Below are 20,676 nucleotides of genomic sequence, written 5' to 3'. Positions count from 1 at the left end.
CGTTACATCAAGCGTTGATAAAGGTCGCGGTATGACTGCGCCGCAACGTGCCAGCCAAAGTCCAGAGACATCGCCTGACGCTGAACGTAACGCCACAGAGATGGACGGGACCACAAGACGAAAGCACGCCGAATCGCCCGCAGCAGCGACCAGGCATTACTGTCCTCAAAGACAAACCCGCTGGCGATACCGTCCGCAAGGTTTTCCAGAGAACTGTCCGATACGGTGTCCGCCAGCCCGCCGGTACGACGTACCAGCGGCAGCGTGCCGTATTTCAGGCCATAGAGCTGCGTCAGGCCACACGGTTCGAAACGGCTCGGCACCAGAATGACGTCAGCACCGCCCATAATCCGGTGCGAAAACGCTTCGTGATAGCCAATCTGCACCCCTACCTGCCCGGGGTGTTCCGCCGCTGCCGCAAGGAAACCTTCCTGCAGCACCGGGTCGCCGGCACCGAGCAGCGCCAGTTGCCCCCCCTGCTCCAGTAAGCCCGGCAGCGCCTCCAGCACTAAATCCAGCCCTTTCTGGCTGGTCAGACGGCTGACGACGGCGAACAGCGGCACTTTATCGTTCACCTTCAGCCCCATCGCAATCTGCAGCTGGCGTTTGTTTTCCGCTTTGTCTTCCACGGAATCGCGGCCATAGCGTGCCGCCAGCAGAAGATCGGTCTCCGGATTCCAGATCTGCTCATCAACGCCGTTGAGGATCCCCGACAGGCGGCCCTCACGATGGCGCTGTCGCAGCAACCCTTCCAGACCGTTACCAAACTCCGGCTGGGTAATTTCGCGGGCGTAGGTCGGGCTCACGGCCGTAATGTGATCGGCGTAGTAGATGCCGGCTTTCAGGAACGAAATCTGCCCGTTAAACTCCAGCCCGTGCATGTTATAGAACGACCATGGCAGATCGATGTCATTCATGTGATGGGCATAGTACATGCCCTGATACGCCAGGTTGTGAACGGTAAAGACCGATTTCGCCGGGTGGCCGCGCGCCGCCAGATACGCCGGTGCAAGCCCGGCGTGCCAGTCGTGAGCGTGTACCACATTCGGGCGCCAGAACGGATCCAGCCCGGTTGCCATTTCAGCACCGACCCAGCCGAGCAGTGCGAAACGCAGCACGTTGTCGGTATAGGCGAACAGGTTCGTATCGTGATACGGGCTACCCGGTCGATCGTATAAATGCGGCGCATCAATCAGGTAAATGCCTACGCCATTGTAATGTCCAAACAGCAGGGTGATGCGTCCGGCGAAGGTTTCACGACGAGTGACCACCTTTGCATCTGGAATACCACGCCGGATATCCGGAAAAGCGGGCAACAGAACTCGGGTATCTACACCCCCGGCGATTTGCGCCGCAGGCAATGCGCCAAGAACATCCGCCAGACCGCCCGTTTTTAACAACGGGAACATCTCAGAACATACATGTAAAACCTGCATTATCGCTCCTGTTTGACCTGCAGCTTCCGCAACATTTCCCGTGTTACTAACACGATCCCCTCTTCCGAACGGTAGAAACGACGCGCGTCTTCTTCCGCATTTTCACCAATCACCATGCCTTCAGGTATGACGCAGGCACGGTCGATAACGCAACGGCGCAGACGGCATGAGCGTCCGACCCAGACATCCGGCAGCAGCACCGCCGAATCAATATTACAGAATGAGTTCACGCGCACGCGGGGGAACAGCACCGACTGCACCACCACCGACCCCGAGATAATGCATCCGCCGGACACCAGCGAGTTCAGCGTCATGCCGTGACTGCCGGAGCGGTCCTGAACGAATTTCGCCGGCGGCAGCGATTCCATGTGGGTACGGATTGGCCAGTTCTGGTCGTACATATCCAGTTCAGGCGTCACCGACGCGAGATCGAGGTTTGCCTTCCAGTAGGCCTCCAGCGTTCCGACGTCGCGCCAGTAAGGTTCAGCATTCGGATCAGACTGCACGCAGGACAACGGGAAGGGATGTGCATACGCCATGCCAGCTTTGGTAATTTTCGGAATGATGTCTTTGCCGAAGTCGTGGCTGGAGTTTTCGTCTTTGTCGTCTTCTTCCAGCAGCGCGTAAAGATAATCGGCATCAAAGACATAGATCCCCATGCTGGCGAGCGATTTGGTATCGTCCCCTGGCATTGTCGGTGGGTTCGCCGGTTTTTCGACAAAATCGATAATCTTGTCGTCGGCGTCGACGTGCATCACCCCAAATGCCGTCGCCTCAGCAACAGGCACGGGCAGGCATGCCACGGTGCAACGCGCCCCTTTTTCGACGTGGTCGATCAGCATGTGGGAGTAGTCTTGCTTGTAGATATGATCGCCCGCGAGGATCACGATGTATTCCGCGTTATAACGACGAATAATGTCGAGGTTTTGCGTCACCGCATCCGCCGTCCCGCGATACCAGTTCTCACCGTGAACGCGCTGCTGGGCAGGCAGAAGATCGACAAACTCATTCATCTCTTCACTGAAGAATGACCAGCCGCGCTGGATGTGCTGCACCAGAGTATGCGACTGATACTGCGTAATGACGCCAATGCGGCGAATGCCTGAGTTCAGGCAGTTGGAGAGCGCAAAGTCGATAATACGGAACTTACCACCAAAGTGGACGGCAGGTTTGGCGCGTTTGATGGTCAAATCTTTCAGACGAGTACCACGCCCGCCTGCGAGTATCAGGGCAACAGTTTTTAATGGTAGCTGGCGTGCCAACATTAAGGGATCGTTCTTCTCTAATCTAACCATGACTAACTCCTTTTTTATCATCTTTGGAATACGCACACTCCGTGCGCAGGCCCGTGCCAGACAGCCATTACTACCGGATTATCCGCTCCGGCAAATGGGGGAACAGCGCGCCATTCCCCGCCAGGTAAAACAATCTCAGCGACGTCATCCGTCGCGTTCAGCGTGACCAGCCACCTCTCCGAAAGCAGGATTTGCAGGCGTGGTACGCCGTGTTGCCACTCTTGCGCGCTTAAGGGTTGCGCGTCTTGATTCAGCCAGCGGACATTACCGTCGCCCTCTTCCCACCAGCGATCGGCGGTGAGCGCGGGAATTTGCTGGCGAAGATGGATCAGCGCAGCGGTAAAGTGAATCAACCCGCTGTTCGCTTCACCCCAGTCGAGCCAGGTCAACGTGTTGTCCTGGCAATACGCATTGTTGTTACCATGCTGACTGTGACCATGTTCATCGCCTGCCAGCAGCATCGGCGTGCCCTGCGACAATAACAGCGTTGTCAGCAGCGCATGCACGCTGGCGCGTCGCCGCTCGATAACATCAAGGCTTCCGCCTAACCCTTCTATACCATGATTGAAGCTATGGTTATTGTTAGTGCCATCGCGATTCTCCTCGCCGTTCGCTTCATTGTGTTTCTGATTGAAACAAACGCAGTCCCGGAGCGTAAAACCGTCGTGCGCCGTCAGCAGGTTGATCGTCGCAGACGGTCGTTTGCCATCGCGCTTAAAAAGATCGCTGGACCCGGCAAAGCGTCCGGCGAACTCCCCCAGCGACAGATTCCGTTCCAGCCAGAAGCGGCGCGCGGCATCGCGATAGTGATCGTTCCACTCGGCAAACAGGGGCGGGAAATTCCCGACCTGATAACCCCCTTCACCGATGTCCCACGGCTCGGCAATGAGCTTCACCTGTGACAGCACCGGACAGTTTTTGATCGCTTCAAACAGCGGCGCCTGCTGGCTGAAGGCCGGCGTACGCCCCATAACGGGTGCCAGATCAAAACGAAAACCGTCGACGTGGAACGTGTCCACCCAGTACTTCAGGCATTCATACGCGAAATGCATGACCGCCGGGTGGCTGAGATTGAGCGTGTTACCGCAACCGGTCCAGTTGAAGTAATCGCCATCGTCCCTGATCCAATAATAGCTACGGTTATCAATTCCGCGCATGGAGAGCGTCGGTCCATCGAGATCGCTTTCCGCACTGTGGTTCAGTACCACGTCCAGAATGACCTCAATGCCTGCCGCATGAAGCGCCTTTACCGCATCACGAAACTCGTCCCGCGCCTTGTCCGGATGAGCGGCATAGCGGGGTTCGAGCGCAAACATCGCCAGTGGGTTGTAGCCCCAGTAGTTACTGAGCCCCAGCCGCTGCAGACGAGGTTCACTGGCAAAATGCGCGACGGGCAACAGCTCCAGGGCCGTGATCCCGAGGTGCTTGAGGTAGGCAATCATGGTCGGATGACCGAGCGCCTTGTAGGTGCCGCGCATCTCTTTCGGGATTGACGGATGCAGATACGTCAGCCCTTTAACATGCGCCTCGTAGATAACGGTGTTGCCCCACGGCGTGCGCGGTGGGGCATCGTCTTCCCAGTCGTAGAGATCGTTCACCACCACGCTTTTAGGCGCCACGGGGGCGCTGTCGCGGTGGTCGGGTTCACCGTAGCCGACATGGAAAATAGGGTCGTCTTTAAACTCGCCATCCACGCGGTGCGCACACGGATCGATCAGCAGCTTCGCCGGGTTAAACCAGTGCCCCTGCGCAGGTGCCCACGGGCCGTGTACGCGATAGCCGTAGTGCATTCCTGGCCGTCCCCCGGCCAGATAGCCGTGCCAGGTATCTCCTGTGCGAGACGGCAGGTCGTAACGATGTTCATTACCCTCGCCGTCAAATACGCACAGTTCAACCCGCTCCGCATGGGCAGAAAAGAGCGTGAAATTCACCCCCTTTCCATCAAAACGTGCCCCGAGCGGTTCGGGTTTACCTGCCGTAAGCTGGGTCATTCCCCCTCCCGGATCAGCCAGATGGTGCTGAGCGGCGGTAGCGTAAGGCTCAGGGAATTTGGTCGCCCGTGGCTTTCAATGGCATCGCTTTGCACCAGACCACCGTTACCGGCATTGCTGCCGTGGTAGTGCGTGGAATCGGTATTCAGGATTTCACGCCACTTGCCGGCCTGGTTAATCCCGAAGCGGTAATGATGGCGCGGTACAGGGGTAAAGTTGCTGGCGACGATAATTTCGTTGCCGGCTTTATCCCGCCGCACAAAGACAAACACCGAGCGCTCATGGTCATCCACCACCAGCCACTCGAAACCGTACGGGTCAAAATCAAGCTCATGCAGGGCTTTGTGGTGACGGTAGGTCAGGTTCAGGTCCCGCACCAGACGCTGCACGCCGTGGTGCCAGTTGTCGCCCCCTTCCAGCAGATGCCAGTCGAGGCTGGTGTCGTGGTTCCACTCGCGCCCCTGGGCGAACTCATTGCCCATAAACAGCAGTTTTTTACCCGGGAAGGCGAACATCCAGCCGTAGTAGGCGCGCAGGTTGGCGAACTTCTGCCATGCATCGCCCGGCATGCGGTCGAGAATGGATTTTTTGCCATGCACCACTTCGTCATGCGACAGCGGCAGCATGAAGTTCTCGGTGTAGTTGTAGAGCAGCCCGAAGGTGAGTTTGTCATGGTGATACTGGCGGTAGACGGGATCCAGCTTCATGTAGTCGAGCGTGTCGTGCATCCACCCCAGGTTCCATTTGTACCAGAACCCCAGTCCGCCGGTTGACGGTGGACGGGAGACGCCAGGGAAGTCGGTGGACTCTTCCGCCATCGTCACCGCACCTTCTACCTGCTCGCCGATAATACGGTTGGTGTTGCGCAGAAACTCAATCGCTTCTAGGTTTTCACGGCCGCCATACTCGTTCGGGATCCACTCGCCTTCTTTGCGGCTGTAGTCGCGGTAGATCATCGACGCCACGGCATCAACGCGCAGGGCATCAATGCCAAAGCGCTCAATCCAGTACAGCGCATTGCCCACGAGGTAGTTTGCCACTTCACGACGACCGTAGTTGTAGATCAGCGTGTTCCAGTCCTGGTGATAGCCTTCGCGCGGGTCGCTGTGCTCGTACAGCTTAGTGCCGTCAAACTCTGAAAGACTAAAATCATCGGACGGGAAATGGCCCGGCACCCAGTCGAGGATCACGTTTAACCCGGCGGCGTGCGCGGCATTGATAAAATAGCGGAAGTCATCGCGCGTGCCGAAGCGACGCGTCGGGGCATACATCCCGGTCGGCTGATAACCCCAGCTTCCGTCGAAAGGGTGTTCATTAATTGGCAGCAGCTCAAGGTGGGTAAAGCCCATCCATTTCGCGTACGGAACCAGCTGGTCAGCAAGCTCCCGGTAGCTGAGCCAGAAGTTGTTATCGGTATGGCGACGCCAGGAACCGAGATGCACTTCGTAGACGGAGATTGGCGCATCAAAGCGGTTGGCCTGCTTGCGTTCTTCACTCTGGACAACTTTCTCCGGCAGGCCGCAAATCATTGACGCGGTTTCCGGACGCATCTGCGCTTCGAAGGCGTACGGGTCGGACTTAATACGCAGCTTGCCGTGCGCATCGATCATCTCGAATTTATACAGCTGGCCGTTGTGCGCGCCGGGGATAAACAGCTCCCAGATACCGCTTTCGCGGCGCAGACGCATCGGGTGACGACGGCCATCCCAGTAGTTGAACTGGCCAACAACGGAGACTCGCTGGGCGTTAGGCGCCCACACGGCAAACCGCGTGCCGGTGATGCCATCCATCGTATCGGCATGGGCACCCAGCGTTTCATAAGGTCGCAGGTGGGTACCTTCAGACAGCAGCCACGCGTCCATCTCCTGTAAAAGAGGCCCAAAACTGTAGGGATCATCGATGAGATTTTGCTGACCATGCCAGATAACGGCAAGCTGATAACGAAAAGGGTTTTTACGACGGGGCATTACGCCCGAAAAGAAGCCACGAGAATCGAGGCATTCCAGATTGCCGACCTTGCGGCCGGTTTTGGGTTCGATAACCCACACTTCTGTGGCATCCGGTAACAGTGCCCGGACTTCCAGCCCGGCCTCGGTACGGTGCATCCCCAGTACGGAAAAGGGGTCGGCAAAATGACCCGCAATAAGCGCATTAATCACGTCTCTATCCACACGATCGGACATGGTATTCATCCTGTTTTTTATGTCGTCCTTTTTTAGCGCCTGGGACGACTTTAATGTGACCTGAACGGGCATCCTCTCAGCCCCGTCCTAACCTCAGGTAAGAAATAACTCTTCCTTAAAGCATAGCCAACGCTCTAAATGACTCCTGATAAAAAATAAGACATATGCGTTTTACTCCATGTAGTACGCGGAAAAGGGGGTGAAAATCACCCCCCGGGGTTTAACAAATTATTACGCCAGCTGGCGCAGCATGCGACGCAGCGGCTCGGCTGCGCCCCAAAGAAGCTGGTCGCCGACGGTGAATGCAGAAAGGAACTCCGGCCCCATGTTCAGCTTACGCAGACGACCAACCGGGGTGGTCAGCGTGCCGGTGACGGCAGCCGGGGTCAATTCACGCATGGTGATGTCGCGATCGTTTGGAACCACTTTCGCCCACGGGTTGTGTGCAGCCAGCAGCTCTTCCACGGTCGGAATCGACACATCTTTTTTCAGTTTAATCGTGAAGGCCTGGCTGTGGCAGCGCAGCGCGCCGATACGTACGCACAGACCGTCAACTGGAATGGTGTTCGCGGTATTGAGTATTTTGTTGGTCTCAGCCTGACCTTTCCACTCTTCGCGGGTCTGGCCGTTATCCAGCTGTTTGTCGATCCACGGGATCAGACCACCGGCCAGCGGTACACCAAAGTTATCCACCGGCAGCTCGCCGCTGCGGGTCAGCTCGGTGACTTTACGCTCGATATCGAGAATAGCGGAGGCCGGGTTTGCCAGCTCGGTCGCAACGCTGTGGTGCAACTGGCCCATCTGCGTCAGCAGCTCGCGCATATGGCGCGCACCGCCGCCGGACGCGGCCTGGTAAGTCGCCACGGAGACCCACTCCACCAGGTCCTGCGCGAACAGGCCGCCGAGGGACATCAGCATCAGGCTGACGGTGCAGTTACCGCCGACAAAGGTTTTTACGCCGTTGTTCAGGCCGTCGGTGATGACGTCCTGGTTGACCGGGTCGAGAATGATGATGGCATCGTCTTTCATGCGCAGTGAAGACGCCGCATCAATCCAGTAGCCCTGCCAGCCGCTTTCACGCAGCTTTGGATAAATTTCGTTGGTATAATCGCCGCCCTGGCAAGTGACAATAATGTCGAGTGCCTTCAGCGCTTCCAGATCGAAAGCATCCTGCAACGTACCGGTGCTGCCGCCAAAAGAAGGTGCAGCCTGGCCGAGCTGGGAAGTGGAGAAGAAGACCGGGCGGATGGCGTCAAAATCGCGCTCTTCAACCATGCGTTGCATGAGAACAGAGCCGACCATACCGCGCCAGCCGATAAAACCAACGTTTTTCATAGCATTTTTTTCCTGCAGAGGGTGTGTGCTGATTGTGCAAACCAGTATTCAACTGGGATATGCTTCACATTACAAAATGCTGCCAAAGTCGCAAGCGAAATTAATCGATGATGGCTCGCCAATCAGAAATAGCGCTAATCATCATAATAACCATAGAGAGTTTCAGGGATAATTTTAATGAGTGAAATCATATCCGCGGCGGTTTTATTGATCCTGATAATGGATCCTCTGGGCAACCTGCCTATCTTCATGTCGGTGCTGAAGCACACCGAACCCAAACGCCGTCGGGCGATCATGATCCGCGAGCTGCTTATCGCGCTGCTGGTGATGTTCATCTTCCTGTTTGCCGGTGAGAAAATCCTCGCCTTCCTGAATCTGCGTGCCGAAACGGTTTCGATTTCCGGTGGGATTATCCTGTTCCTGATAGCGATTAAGATGATTTTCCCGAGTGCCGAAGGCAGCAGCAGCGGCCTGCCCGCGGGGGAAGAGCCGTTTATTGTGCCGCTGGCGATTCCCCTTGTCGCCGGACCGACGATTCTGGCAACGCTGATGCTGCTGTCGCATCAGTACCCCAATCAGATGAGCCATCTGGTGATTGCCTTGCTGATTGCCTGGGGCGGGACGTTTATCATTCTGCTGCAGTCGTCGTTGTTCCTGCGCCTGCTGGGTGAGAAAGGCGTAAACGCGCTGGAGCGCCTGATGGGGTTGATTCTGGTGATGATGGCGACGCAGATGTTCCTGGACGGGATCCGCGCGTGGATGAAGGGCTAGGTAAAAACAAAAAAGGACAACTCACGTTGTCCTTTTGCTTTTAGCCGGGTTTAACTCAGCAGCGTAAACGCAATCATCCCGACAATGGCACCCGTCGTGCCGAGGATGGTTTCCATCAGCGTCCAGGTTTTCAGGGTTTGCGCTTCGGTCGCACCGGTAAATTTACCGAACAGCCAGAAGCCGGCGTCGTTGACGTGTGACACCACAATCGAACCGCCCGCAATACAGATTGAGAGCGCGGCCATCTGGGCACCGGAGTAGTTAAGCTGTTCAATCACCGGCATCACCAGACCCACGGCGGTTAAACATGCCACCGTCGCAGAGCCCTGGATGATACGCACCGCCGCAGCCAGTACGAAACAGGTCACCGCAATGGGCAGCCCCATGCCGGTCAGGGCTTCGCCCAGCGCCGGACCCACGCCGGAATCCACCAGCACCTGTTTGAACACGCCACCGGCACCGATCACCAGCAGAATGATACCCGCAGGCTGCAGCGCATGGCCGCAGATTTCCATCACTTTGTCTTTCGGCATGCCCTGGCGCATCGCCAGGCCGTACATCGCCACCAGACACGCCACCAGGATCGCGGTGAACGGGTGGCCGATAAACTCAAACCATTCGTACGCGGTAGACCCCACCGGCACGAAACGCGCGGCGATGGTTTTCAGCCCCACCAGCACCAGCGGCAGCAGGATCAGCGCCAGGCTGAAGCCGAAGGACGGCATTTTGCCTTCGCCAAGGTGCGGCTCGGTGACGTCATCCGGAATGTGAAGCTCAACGTAACGGCTGATGAAGTTGCCCCACAGCGGGCCGGCAATAATCATTCCCGGGATTGCCGCACACAGGCCAATCAGGATCATCCAGCCAAAATCGGCGTGCATCTGAGAAGCCAGCAGCATCGGCGCAGGCCCAGGCAGCAGGAACGCCGCCGCAGCCGCCACGCCCGCAAACAGCGGAATCACCAGCTTCACGAGGTTAGTGCCGGTATGGCGCGCCATCGAGAACGCCACGCTAATCAGCAGCACCACGGCCACTTCGAAGAACAGCGGCAGCGCACAAATCAGACCGGCGAGGCCAATCGCGTAGTGCGCACGGCTGTGTCCGAAGGATTTGAGCATTTTGACGGCAATCTGGTCGACTGCGCCCGTCTCATGCAGGATCTTGCCAAACATCGCGCCCAGCGCGACCACAATGGCCAGGAAACCCAGCGTGCCTCCCATCCCTTTTTCCATCGTCGCTGCGATCTTATCGAGCGGCATACCGGAAAAGAGACCTGCACCAATAGACACCACCATTAAGGCAACGAAAGCATGCATACGCGCTTTCATCACTAAAAACAGCAGCAGCAATACGGAACCAACTGCTGTTAAAACTAGCGTTAATGTACTCAAAACTTACTGCCTTTTATTAATGACCTCGATGGTGCTGGCAACAACACCCTCCAGTGACTGATCGATATCAACCACTAAGACGTCTTTCTCATCGTCGCCCGGCTCCTGCAACGCTTCGAACTGCGTCACCAGCATCTGGGTTTTGAAGAAGTGGCCTTTACGCGCCTTCAGACGGCTCTCAATCACCTCGAAATCGCCTTTCAGGTAGATGAAAGAGAGGTTCGGGTTGCCGTCACGCAGCAGGTCGCGGTAGGTTTTTTTCAGCGCGGAGCAGACGATCAGGGAGATCTTGTTGGTACGCTGCATCGCGAACGCGGCGTCATTCAGCGCCTGCAACCACGGTTTGCGGTCGTCATCGTTCAGCGGCTCGCCGGAGGCCATTTTCATGATATTGCTGCGCGGATGGAGGAAGTCGCCATCAAGAAACGCCGCATGAAGTTGATGCGCCACTTCGCTGGCCACGGCAGATTTACCGCTACCGGAAACGCCCATCAGGACGTAAACGTGGTGATCATGATTAGTCGTGCTCAAAGGGTGTCCCTCAGTCAATTGTTACGGGTAACAGTTATCGGTAACATTGTCCTGCTGGGGCAAAAGAGAAGCAATATCCAAACGTGCGCGAAGTGAATAAGTGTGACCCACTTCAAATTTGTCAGCTTAAATAGATCCACCCGGTGACAAGGTGAAACCTAAATCTAACATTTTCGGCGTCACCGTCTCGCCACGTATGCGCGCCAGCAGGCGTTCTGCGCCAATACGGCCCATACGTTCACGCGGTGTCAGGACGCTCGCCAGACGGGGTTCCATCACCTGGCCGATGTCGTGGCCGTGGAAACCGGCAATCGCCATATCTTCGGGGATCTTCAGCCCCAGACGCTGGCATTCGAACGCTGCACCGACCGCAAGGTCATCGTTGGTACAGAAAATACCGTCCAGTTGCGGATACTCGCGTCGTGCCTGACGCATCAGCTCAATACCCGACGTATAGGATGAAGACTGCTCAACCATCACGCTGTACGGTGTTAAACCGGCGTCGAGCATTGCCTGCTCGTATCCCTTCTGTTTGATGATAGTACGTTCATCCAGACGTGCACCCAGGTAGGCAATATGGCGATGGCCGCGGGCAATGATGGCCGCCGTCATCTGGCGCGCCGCTTCGAAGTTATCAAAGCCCACCGCAATATCGAGACACGGCGACTGGCTGTCCATCAGCTCCACCACCGGAATGCCTGCCACTTCAATCATTTTTAGCGTACGGGGGGTGTGAGTACGTTCGGTTAAAATCAGGCCGTCGATGTTCCAGGAGAGCATGGACTCAAGACGTTCTTCTTCCAGTTCCGGCTTGTACCCATAGTGAGCGAGCATGGTCTGATAGCCAAAGGCATCGGTCACGCTTTCAATGCCGCGCAACACTTCGGCAAAAACCTGGTTGGTTAAGGAAGGCAGGAGGACGCCAACCGCGCGGCTGGTCGCATTCGAAAGAATATCGGGGGCGCGGTTAGGGATATACCCCAGTTCATCGAGGGCAGCGGCAATCTTGCCACGCAACGCCACGGAAACCTGTTCCGGGTTACGTAAAAACCGGCTGACCGTCATTTTGGTCACACCGACGCGATCGGCTACATCCTGAAGTACGGGGCGTTTCTTTTTCATCGTCCTGAGAAATCGTAAGTGATAGATTTGCTCAGTTTATCACGGACAAAGCCCATCCTTCCCCTGTCAAAGGGAAGGATGGGCATTTATTTATGATTTATTACACCGGTGGCAGATCAAACAGCAGAATTTCGCTTTCACTGTCGGCATGCACGGACAGTGCCTGCTCATCCCAGATTGCCAGACCATCCGCCGTGGTGGCTTTCGTGCCGTTAATAGACACCTCGCCTTTCACCACCTGGATCCAGACGCGGCGGTTAGCGGCAATCTGATGGACAGACTGTTCGTCTTTTGCCAGCGCCCAGCGGTACAGTTCCATATCCTGGTGCACTTTCAGCGAACCGTCACGCGCATCCGGAGAGAGCACCAGCTGTTTGCCCTGTTTAGCATCAAAGCGGCGCTGTTCGTAGCGCGGGGTGATGCCGGTTTCTTCCGGAATGATCCAGATTTGATACAGGTGCAGTTTTTCCGTTTTGCTTGGGTTGTATTCAGAGTGACGCACCCCGGTACCCGCACTCATAATCTGGAACTCGCCCGCCGGAACCTGCTCTTTGTTGCCCATGCTGTCCTGGTGCTCAACCGCCCCTTCCAGCACATACGTCAGGATTTCCATGTCTTTGTGCGGGTGGGTACCGAAGCCCTGGCCTGCATCAATCACGTCATCGTTAATGACGCGCAGTGCGGAGAAGCCCATAAAGTTCGGGTCGTAGTAGTCAGCAAACGAGAATGAATGCCATGAGTCCAGCCAGCCATGATTCGCGTGACCACGTTCGTTTGCTTTGCGTAAGTAGATCATTGTTTCACCCTCAGTTCGTTTCGATGGAGTAAGTGTGGACGCAAACGGCCTGGGATCATAGAGGGTGAAAATTGACTCCTCTGTTCAAAAATTTAGAACAAGCAAAGAGGAGTCATAATTTCTTATCTGGCGAGGGTTATCGTGGCAGGAGAGGCCTGTTCGAAGGCCCGTTCAAGGAGTTCGAGATTGGTCATAACTTCAGATTCCTTGACGTAATTGGGCGCACCGTTAGTCAGGGTCTCATACAGCGCATCGTAAACGCGGCCATAGTCACCCGCTTCGGGTTTCACGTCCTCTTTAACGGTGATTCCCTCTGCGTTGACGTACTCCAGCACGCCCACAGAGTCATCCGCCGCAAAGCCCGGCTCACCGGGCATAATATTGGCCTTCAGGCTGGTCTCCTGTTGGTCAATACCGTATTTGATAAACGAGCCTCGGGTGCCGTGAACGATAAATTTCGGGTAGTCAATTTTCACCAGATGGCTGGTTTTGACGATGGCTTTCAGGTCGCCGTAAAACAGCTGGGCTTCGAAGGTGTCATCCGGATTGGCTTTGTTGCGCAGGCTGCGGATGTCGTACGCCATGTGGTCCGGTCGGCCAAACAGAGAGATGATTTGATCGAGCGTATGCACGCCCAGACCATAGAATGAGCCATCCTGCGGCAGGCCGGGATGCGTTTCGGCCACCGGGCGGTAGTAATCAAAGTGGCTTTCAATCTCGACGATGTCACCCAGTTTACCGCTCTCAATCACTTTTTTTGCCGTCAGGAAGCAGCTGTCAAAGCGGCGGTTTTGGTACGGCGTGACGGTCAGCCCTTTGCGCTTCGCCAGGTCAAACAACGTTTTCGCCTCTGCCATTGTCGGGGTAAACGGCTTTTCCACCAGCACGTTTTTGCCCGCCTCCAGCGCGCGTTTTGCGTACTCGAAATGGCTGTCAGCGTGGGTACAGACAATCACCAGTTTGACCTGCGGATCGTTGAGGACCTCATCAAGATCGCAGGTGAAATGAATATGGGAGTACTGGGGAGACTGCTCTTCCGGCTTCGCGCGACGCCGGTAGATATGGGCAACGTGCCAGCTGTCTTTGCGGTTGAGAACATACGGAAGGTGGTAACGCGTGGTGCTTTTGCCAAATCCAATAAATGCGCAATGTAATGTCATGGCTCAGTCCTTTTTAAGGTTACTGAGTGCAACCATAGCGCAAGTTTTGCCCTCACCCCAGCCCTCTTCCACGGGGAGCGGGCGAAAAAAGACAAAAAAAAGCCAGCGAAAAGCTGGCTAAAGTAATACTGGAAGCAATGTGAGCAATGTCGTGCTTTCAGGTTCCCGTAGGGGTCTTCCTGAACGCAGAGCAATAATAATCATTCTCATTCGCACTTGTCCAATCTTTTTTGCAAAAATTAGCAGTTGACTCAAATTTTAATCTCACTGATGTTGGAATGGACGTTTAACTGACTGAGGATGAAGGAATGAGTGAGATTGTGATACGCCATATCGAAGCCCGCGATGCAGAAGCGTTACGTGACATTATGTCGCATCCTGGGGTGTATCACGACACGCTACAACTTCCCCATCCCTCAATGGATATGTGGCATGACCGGGTCGCGACGAAACCGGGAAGACGGCATCTCGTCGCCTGTCTTGACCAGCGAGTGGTTGGCCATATGGCACTCGATGTGATGGAAAATCCCCGCCGCAGCCACGTTGCAACGTTCGGCATTAGCGTGGCCGCTGATGTACAGGGACGCGGTGTGGGTCGTGCGCTCATGCGCGAAATGGTCAATCTCTGCGACAACTGGTTGCGCATTGAACGCATTGAGCTCACGGTTTTTGCGGATAACCCAGCGGCACTGGCGCTGTATAAGAAGTTTGGGTTTGAAATCGAAGGGACCGGCAGGAACTTCGCCCTGCGTAACGGCGACTATGTGGACGCGTATTACATGGCGCGGCTGAAGTGATAAATTGCCCGGTAACGCGACGCTTACCGGGCAATAAAATCAGAACCCCGCCGTCAAATCATCCACCGAACGCGGATCCGAGGCCCCAAACAGCGTGCCGTCCGGGCCGACCATAATGCTCTGGGTGCTGCCCATTGCCTCTTTCAGCGCCACCTTCTGCCCGCGCTGCTCCAGCAGTTTTAAGGTGTCCGGGCTAAAGCCCTTCTCAACACGCAGCTCGTCCGGCAGCCACTGATGGTGGAAACGCGGTGCGTTCGTCGCTTCGGCGACATTCATTCCAAAGTCGATGCTGTTCACCACCATCTGCAGCACCGTGGTGATAATACGGCTGCCGCCAGGGCTGCCTGTCACCAGCCAGGTTTTACCGTCTTTGACCACGATGGTAGGCGACATGGACGACAGCGGACGCTTCTTCGGCCCGACCGCATTCGCATCCCCGCCTACCAGCCCGTAGACGTTCGGCACGCCCGGTTTGGCCGAGAAGTCATCCATCTCGTTATTGAGCAGAATCCCGCTGTTGCCTGCCACGATGCCTGTACCAAAGGTGGTGTTGAGGGTATAGGTCACCGCCACCGCGTTACCGTCTTTATCCACCACCGAGAAGTGGGTGGTCTGGTTGCTCTCATACGGTGCCAGCTTGCCCGGGCGGATCTCGCTCGACGGTTTGGCCTTGTTGATGTCAATCTCATCAGCAATCGATTTGGCATAGGCTTTATTGGTCAGCGCCTGCCACGGCACCTTCACGAAGTCCGGGTCGCCCAGGTATTCTGAACGGTCGGCGTAGGCGCGTTTTTCCGCCTCTGCCATCACCTGCATGGCATCCGCACTGCCGAAGCCGAACTTGTGCATATCGAAGTTTTCAAGAATGTTAAGGATCTGCACGATGTGAATGCCACCGGAAGACGGAGGTGGCATCGAGAAAACGTCATAGCCGCGATAGCTTCCGTGAATCGGCTCACGCTCGACGGCCTTGTACTCCGCGAGATCCGCTTTGGTGATAAGCCCACCGTTTTTTTGCATCTCTTCGGCAATCTGGTCGGCAATCGCCCCTTTGTAGAACGCATCCGGGCCGTGCTCCGCAATCAGCTCCAGACTTTTCGCCAGGTTCTTCTGCACCAGCTTATCGCCCTTCTTCAGCGGTTCACCGTCTTTCCAGAAGATAGCCTTGCTGTTTTCGTGATTCGGAATCACTTCGCTGCCATAGGTTTTAAGATCGTCAGCCAGGGCGTCATTCACCACAAAACCTTCACGGGCGAGCTTAATCGCAGGCTGTACCACTTTGTTGAGCGGCAGGGTGCCATATTTTTCCAGCGCCAGGGAGAAGCCTGCGACGGTGCCCGGCGTACCGGAGGCGAGATGCGAGGTCAGGGATTTTTTGCTGTCCGGGTTGCCTTGATCGTCAAGGAACATATCGCGGGAAGCCTGTCCGGGGGCCATCTCACGGAAGTCGATGGCGGTGGTTTTGCCGTCTTTGGTCCGCAGCATCATAAAGCCGCCGCCGCCCAGGTTCCCCGCCTGCGGATGCGTCACCGCCAGCGCATAGCCCACCGCGACTGCCGCATCCACCGCATTACCGCCCTGCCGGAGAATATCGACGCCCACTTTCGTTGCCAGCGCATCCACCGACGCCACCATACCCTGCGTTGCCCGCACGGGATGAAAAACATCTTCCTCCACGCCGTACGAGACTGGCGGAGCCGCTGGCGGGTTGGCCGCCACGCTAAATGTGCCGCCTGCCATCAGCGCGGCGATCGCTATCCAGCGCAAAAACGTTGGTTTCATCATTATTGTTCTCCAGGTGAAGAGGGCCATATTCCCCGCTTAAGCCTGGTTCACAACTCCTAAAAAATCATCGTCATGGTGAAATCAGGGTAAACTTAAGAGAAGCCTCAAAAGAAGGAGATGACAATGAAACGCTTACTGATTCTTACGGCGCTGCTTCCGTTTGCCGCGCTCGCACAGCCACTCAATACGATGAACAACCCGAACCAGCAGGGCTACGTCATTCCAAGCCAGCAGCGTATGCAAACGGAGATGATGAGCCAGCAGCAACAGCAGAAAGGGATGCTGAACCAGCAGTTGAAAACGCAGACCCAGATGCAGCAGCAAAGCCTGCAAAACCAGATGAACACCAACACCCAGCGCATACAGCAGGGTCAGGTGCGTGAGCAGCCGCTGCCTAACCCGAACGGCGGAATGCTGGGCGGGATGACCTCGTCGGGCAGCGGACAGCAGCATATGCTGCCGTCCCAGTCACCGTCGAATGGCGGGATGCTTAATTCTTCGCAGAACTAAAGTCCGGGCCGATTACGTCAATCGCATCGGTACAGATACTGTCCACCCCCCAGCGCAGCAGCTCCGCCGCGCGCTGGGGTTTGTTGACGGTATAGACCAGGATATGCAGCCCCGCCGCTTTCAACATGTTCACCCGCGCCTCATCCAGTAGCGTGTGGTTCAGGTGAATCGACACACACCCTAAACGGCTGGTCAGCTCACGCCAGTCATCACGCCACGTGTCGAGCAGCAGTCCGCGCGGCAACGCCGGGACGGACGCCTGCGCCGCCTCCAGGGCATCAATGTCAAACGACGACAGCAGGGGTGGCGTCATGCCCTCCCACAGCTCACGCGCGGCCAGCGCAATGACTTTACCTGTGAGTGGCCCGGTGCCGGTGGTTGGTTTGATTTCGATATTGGCCATCATGCCGTGCAGACGACAGCGGTCGGCCACTTCCGCCAGCAGCGGCAGCGGCTCGCCTTTGAACTCGCTGCTGTACCAGCTTCCGGCGTCGACGTTCAGCAGATCGCGCCACGGCAGATCTCCCGCCACGCCCCAGCCATTGCTGGTGCGTTCGAGGTTGTCATCATGCAGAAGGAAAATCTCGCCGTCTTTCGATAGCTTGGCGTCGAACTCGATCATCGTGTGACCGTAATGCGCGCCCATATCGATAGCCGCCAGCGTGTTTTCCGGTGCCAGTTTACCGCCGCCCCGGTGGGCGACGATGTGGGGATAAGGCCAGTTACTCATATACGTTGTCCTGTTTCACCGTCGAATACGTGCAGGTGATTTTCCGGCAGATGCAGCCACAGCGTGCTGCCTGCTTTAGGGCGCTCCTGATGGGCCAGACGCACCACCATTTTTTGTTCACCCCAACGTCCGTGCGCCAGGTTGTCAGCCCCCAGCATCTCCAGCGTGTCCATCACCAGCGGCACGCCGCCTTCCGCCTGTGAGGTTAACCCAATATGTTCCGGGCGGATACCGAGCGTCATCTTACGCCCGGCATAGCCACGATAGTACCCGTTTACGGGCAGCGCCATCCCACTTTCCAGCTCAAAGTGCGTACCGGCGCTGCTGATCCGCCCTTCCAGCAGGTTCATCGCCGGGCTGCCAATAAAGCTCGCCACAAAGCGGGAGGCCGGTTTCTCGTATACCTCTACCGGGGTGCCAATCTGCTCGGCGACGCCTTTGTTCATCACCATCACGCGCTGGGCGAGGGTCATCGCTTCCACCTGATCGTGCGTCACATACAGGGAGGTGGTTTTCAGACGACGGTGCAGCTGCTGCAGCTCAAGGCGCATCTGCACGCGCAGCTTGGCATCAAGGTTTGAGAGCGGCTCATCGAACAGAAATACCGCGGGGTCACGCACAATGGCGCGCCCCATCGCCACACGCTGGCGCTGTCCGCCGGACAGTTCACGCGGACGTCGCTTGAGCAGGCCATCCAGCTCCAGAATACGCGCTGCCTCTTTCACGCGCTCATCGATATGGCTTTTGCCCATCCCGCGGATTTTCAGCCCCCATGCCATGTTCTCTTCCACGCTCATGTGCGGATAAAGGGCGTAGTTCTGAAACACCATCGCGATGCCCCGGTCCTTCGGCTCCATCTCGGTCACGCGCTGGCGATCGATCCAGATATCGCCGCTGGTCACACGTTCAAGCCCGGCAACCATGCGCAGCAGCGTCGATTTTCCGCAGCCTGACGGGCCAACCATCACGATAAATTCCCCGTCCGCCACGTCGAGCGTTAACGGCTGAATGACCTGGGTTTTGTTGTCCCAGCTTTTGGTCACTGCCTGTAATTTTAAACCTGCCATCTTATTTCTCACTGTCCACTAAACCACGCACGAACGCACGTTGCATGGCTAAAACGATAACGACCGGGGGGATAAGGGTGAGCAGCATCGCCGCCATCACCTGGTTCCAGAGCGTGGTACCTTCACCGGTGGCGATCATGCCTTTGATGCCCGCCACGGCGGTGCCAAGATTGACGTCCTGAATAATCAGCAGCGGCCACAGATACTGGTTCCAGCCGTAGATAAAGGTGATGACAAACAGCGCCGCAAGGTTGGTTTTCGACAGCGGCAGCACGATGTCACGGAAGAAGCGCATCGGCGAGGCTCCGTCAATACGCGCGGCCTCAATTAGCTCGTCCGGCAGGGTCATAAAGAACTGGCGGAACAGGAAGGTGGCGGTGGCCGAGGCCATCAGCGGCAGGGTTAAACCTGCGTAGCTGTCCAGCATCTTCAGGTTGGCGATCACTTCCACCGTCGGGAAGATACGCACTTCTACCGGCAGCATCAGGGTGATGAAGATCATCCAGAAGAACAGGTTACGCAGGGGAAAGCGGAACCAGACGATGGCGAAAGCCGAGAGCATCGACACCGTGATTTTGCCCACCGTAATACCGAACGCCATGATGAAGCTGTTCAGCATCATCAGCCAGAATGGCGCGCTGTTAGCGCCCACGCCCTGGGTCCAGATGGTTTTCATGTTTTCGAAAAGATGCCCGCCTGGGATCAACGTCATCGGCGTATCAAACACCGCTTTGGTGTCCAGCGTGGCGGCAACGAAGGCCACGTACAGCGGGAACAGAATAACGATGATGCCCAAAATCAGCATGGTGTGGCTGAACATCGTCAGCCCGCGACGGTTCTCGATCATTGGTAGCGCACCTTACTTTCGACATAACGGAACTGCACTACCGTGAGAAGGATGACGAGGAACATCAGCACGACCGACTGGGCGGCGGATGCCGAGAGATCCAGACCGGCAAAGCCTTCGCGATAGATCTTATAGATAAGCGTCGTCGTGGCCTGTACCGGGCCACCGGCCGTAGCGGCGTCGATCACCGGGAAGGTGTCGAAGAAGGCGTAAACCAGGTTGACCACCAGCAGGAAGAAACTCACTGGGGCAATCAGCGGCAGCGACAGCCTAAAGAAACGACGGACCGGCCCTGCACCATCAATCGCCGCGGCTTCAACCAGCGAGCGCGGAATAGACTGCAGCGCAGCAAAGAAGAACAGGAAGTTGTAGCTGATCTGTTTCCACACCGACGCGAAGACCACCAGGAACATCGCCTGACCGCTGTTCTGGGCGTGGTTCCAGTCGTAGCCGAACTCCGCCAGGAAATGGGTAATCAGCCCGCGCCCTGGATTAAACAGGAAGATCCACAGCACGGCGGCGACGGCAGGCGCCACGGCGTAAGGTAGCAGCATCAGCGTCTGATACAGACGGCTGCCGCGCACCACGTAATCCACCAGCGCCGCGAAAAAGAGCGATGCGACAAGACCGCTGACAGTGACCAGCGCGCTGAACTTCATGGTCGTCCAGAAGGCGTCGAGGTAATAGCTGTCATGGAACAGTGCGGTAAAGTTATCCAGCCCGACAAACTGGCTGGAAAGCCCAAACGGATCGACGCTTTGTACCGAGTACCAGAGCGCCTCGCCCGCAGGCCAGATAAAGAAGATAACGGTGATGACCAGCTGCGGCGCGACCAGCAAATACGGCAGCCAGCGCGAACGGAACACCGGACGGGATGAGGACATAGTTTAGCTCAGCGTAGGTAGCCCTCACCCCAGCCCTTCCCGCAG

Annotated in this window: 18 protein-coding genes; 3 read left to right on the top strand and 15 right to left on the bottom strand. The window is 56.7% G+C overall.

Annotated elements, in window-relative coordinates:
- Positions 1-2: 2 nt before the first annotated feature.
- The 5 genes from glgA to asd form a co-directional block, all read right to left on the bottom strand.
- Positions 3-1,436 (bottom strand): glycogen synthase GlgA, encoded by a 1,434-nt coding sequence (gene glgA, locus QRN24_RS18985; RefSeq protein WP_014171982.1) that lies wholly within the window; start codon positions 1,434-1,436, stop codon positions 3-5.
- Positions 1,436-2,731: a glucose-1-phosphate adenylyltransferase gene (gene glgC / locus QRN24_RS18980; protein WP_020884559.1), complete on the bottom strand. Its 1,296-nt coding sequence runs from the start codon at positions 2,729-2,731 to the stop codon at positions 1,436-1,438. The genes glgA and glgC overlap by 1 nt, the downstream gene beginning before the upstream one ends.
- A 17-nt stretch (positions 2,732-2,748) precedes the next feature.
- Complete coding sequence (gene glgX / locus QRN24_RS18975; RefSeq protein WP_049022897.1) at positions 2,749-4,722, bottom strand: glycogen debranching protein GlgX; 1,974 nt, start codon at positions 4,720-4,722, stop codon at positions 2,749-2,751.
- Positions 4,719-6,905 (bottom strand): 1,4-alpha-glucan branching enzyme, encoded by a 2,187-nt coding sequence (glgB, locus tag QRN24_RS18970; RefSeq protein WP_020884557.1) that lies wholly within the window; start codon positions 6,903-6,905, stop codon positions 4,719-4,721. Before glgB ends, glgX begins: the two co-directional genes overlap by 4 nt.
- A gap of 231 nt (positions 6,906-7,136) precedes the next feature.
- Positions 7,137-8,240 carry an aspartate-semialdehyde dehydrogenase gene (gene asd, locus QRN24_RS18965; RefSeq protein ID WP_014171986.1) on the bottom strand — a complete coding sequence of 368 codons (1,104 nt, stop codon included), beginning with the start codon at positions 8,238-8,240 and terminating at the stop codon, positions 7,137-7,139.
- Between the two features lie 177 nt (positions 8,241-8,417).
- Between asd and yhgN the strand changes: the two genes are divergently transcribed.
- Positions 8,418-9,011: an NAAT family transporter YhgN gene (gene yhgN, locus QRN24_RS18960; protein ID WP_003861574.1), complete on the top strand. Its 594-nt coding sequence runs from the start codon at positions 8,418-8,420 to the stop codon at positions 9,009-9,011.
- 50 nt (positions 9,012-9,061) lie between these two features.
- Here yhgN and gntU read toward each other — a convergent pair whose 3' ends face one another.
- From gntU to QRN24_RS18935, 5 genes are all read right to left on the bottom strand, one after another.
- Entirely contained in the window at positions 9,062-10,402 is a 1,341-nt protein-coding gene (gntU, locus tag QRN24_RS18955; RefSeq protein WP_014171987.1) for a gluconate transporter, read from the bottom strand.
- Between the two features lie 3 nt (positions 10,403-10,405).
- Positions 10,406-10,933: a gluconokinase gene (gntK, locus tag QRN24_RS18950; protein WP_032679128.1), complete on the bottom strand. Its 528-nt coding sequence runs from the start codon at positions 10,931-10,933 to the stop codon at positions 10,406-10,408.
- Between the two features lie 126 nt (positions 10,934-11,059).
- Positions 11,060-12,055 carry a gluconate operon transcriptional repressor GntR gene (gntR, locus tag QRN24_RS18945; protein WP_014171989.1) on the bottom strand — a complete coding sequence of 332 codons (996 nt, stop codon included), beginning with the start codon at positions 12,053-12,055 and terminating at the stop codon, positions 11,060-11,062.
- 100 nt (positions 12,056-12,155) lie between these two features.
- Positions 12,156-12,851: a pirin family protein gene (locus QRN24_RS18940; RefSeq protein WP_014171990.1), complete on the bottom strand. Its 696-nt coding sequence runs from the start codon at positions 12,849-12,851 to the stop codon at positions 12,156-12,158.
- A gap of 122 nt (positions 12,852-12,973) precedes the next feature.
- Positions 12,974-14,011 (bottom strand): oxidoreductase, encoded by a 1,038-nt coding sequence (locus QRN24_RS18935; RefSeq protein WP_284942966.1) that lies wholly within the window; start codon positions 14,009-14,011, stop codon positions 12,974-12,976.
- A 308-nt stretch (positions 14,012-14,319) separates the two neighbouring features.
- On the opposite strand from QRN24_RS18935, the gene yhhY reads away from it, so the two are divergent.
- The gene (gene yhhY, locus QRN24_RS18930; protein ID WP_014171992.1) at positions 14,320-14,808 is read left to right on the top strand and encodes an N-acetyltransferase; all 489 of its coding nucleotides are present in this window, start codon (positions 14,320-14,322) and stop codon (positions 14,806-14,808) included.
- 39 nt (positions 14,809-14,847) lie between these two features.
- On the opposite strand, the gene ggt is transcribed toward yhhY, so the two are convergent.
- Positions 14,848-16,590 carry a gamma-glutamyltransferase gene (gene ggt / locus QRN24_RS18925; protein ID WP_025202845.1) on the bottom strand — a complete coding sequence of 581 codons (1,743 nt, stop codon included), beginning with the start codon at positions 16,588-16,590 and terminating at the stop codon, positions 14,848-14,850.
- A gap of 126 nt (positions 16,591-16,716) precedes the next feature.
- On the opposite strand from ggt, the gene QRN24_RS18920 reads away from it, so the two are divergent.
- Positions 16,717-17,103 carry a DUF2756 family protein gene (locus QRN24_RS18920; RefSeq protein WP_020884553.1) on the top strand — a complete coding sequence of 129 codons (387 nt, stop codon included), beginning with the start codon at positions 16,717-16,719 and terminating at the stop codon, positions 17,101-17,103.
- Here QRN24_RS18920 and ugpQ read toward each other — a convergent pair.
- From ugpQ to ugpA, 4 genes are read right to left on the bottom strand one after another with little or no spacing between them, the layout of a single operon-like run.
- Positions 17,084-17,833 carry a glycerophosphodiester phosphodiesterase gene (ugpQ, locus tag QRN24_RS18915; protein WP_284942965.1) on the bottom strand — a complete coding sequence of 250 codons (750 nt, stop codon included), beginning with the start codon at positions 17,831-17,833 and terminating at the stop codon, positions 17,084-17,086. The two genes, QRN24_RS18920 and ugpQ, sit on opposite strands and share 20 nt — an antisense overlap.
- Positions 17,830-18,900: a sn-glycerol-3-phosphate import ATP-binding protein UgpC gene (locus tag QRN24_RS18910; protein WP_020884551.1), complete on the bottom strand. Its 1,071-nt coding sequence runs from the start codon at positions 18,898-18,900 to the stop codon at positions 17,830-17,832. Before QRN24_RS18910 ends, ugpQ begins: the two co-directional genes overlap by 4 nt.
- A 1-nt stretch (position 18,901) precedes the next feature.
- A complete protein-coding gene (gene ugpE, locus QRN24_RS18905) occupies positions 18,902-19,747 on the bottom strand; it encodes a sn-glycerol-3-phosphate ABC transporter permease UgpE (protein ID WP_014171997.1) in 846 nt (281 codons plus the stop codon).
- Positions 19,744-20,631: a sn-glycerol-3-phosphate ABC transporter permease UgpA gene (ugpA, locus tag QRN24_RS18900; RefSeq protein WP_014171998.1), complete on the bottom strand. Its 888-nt coding sequence runs from the start codon at positions 20,629-20,631 to the stop codon at positions 19,744-19,746. Before ugpA ends, ugpE begins: the two co-directional genes overlap by 4 nt.
- Positions 20,632-20,676 lie beyond the last annotated feature (45 nt).

This window comes from Enterobacter sp. MEB024, from assembly GCF_030209635.1.
GTDB lineage: Bacteria > Pseudomonadota > Gammaproteobacteria > Enterobacterales > Enterobacteriaceae > Enterobacter > Enterobacter ludwigii.
This window is presented reverse-complemented; position numbering and strand designations above follow the sequence as displayed.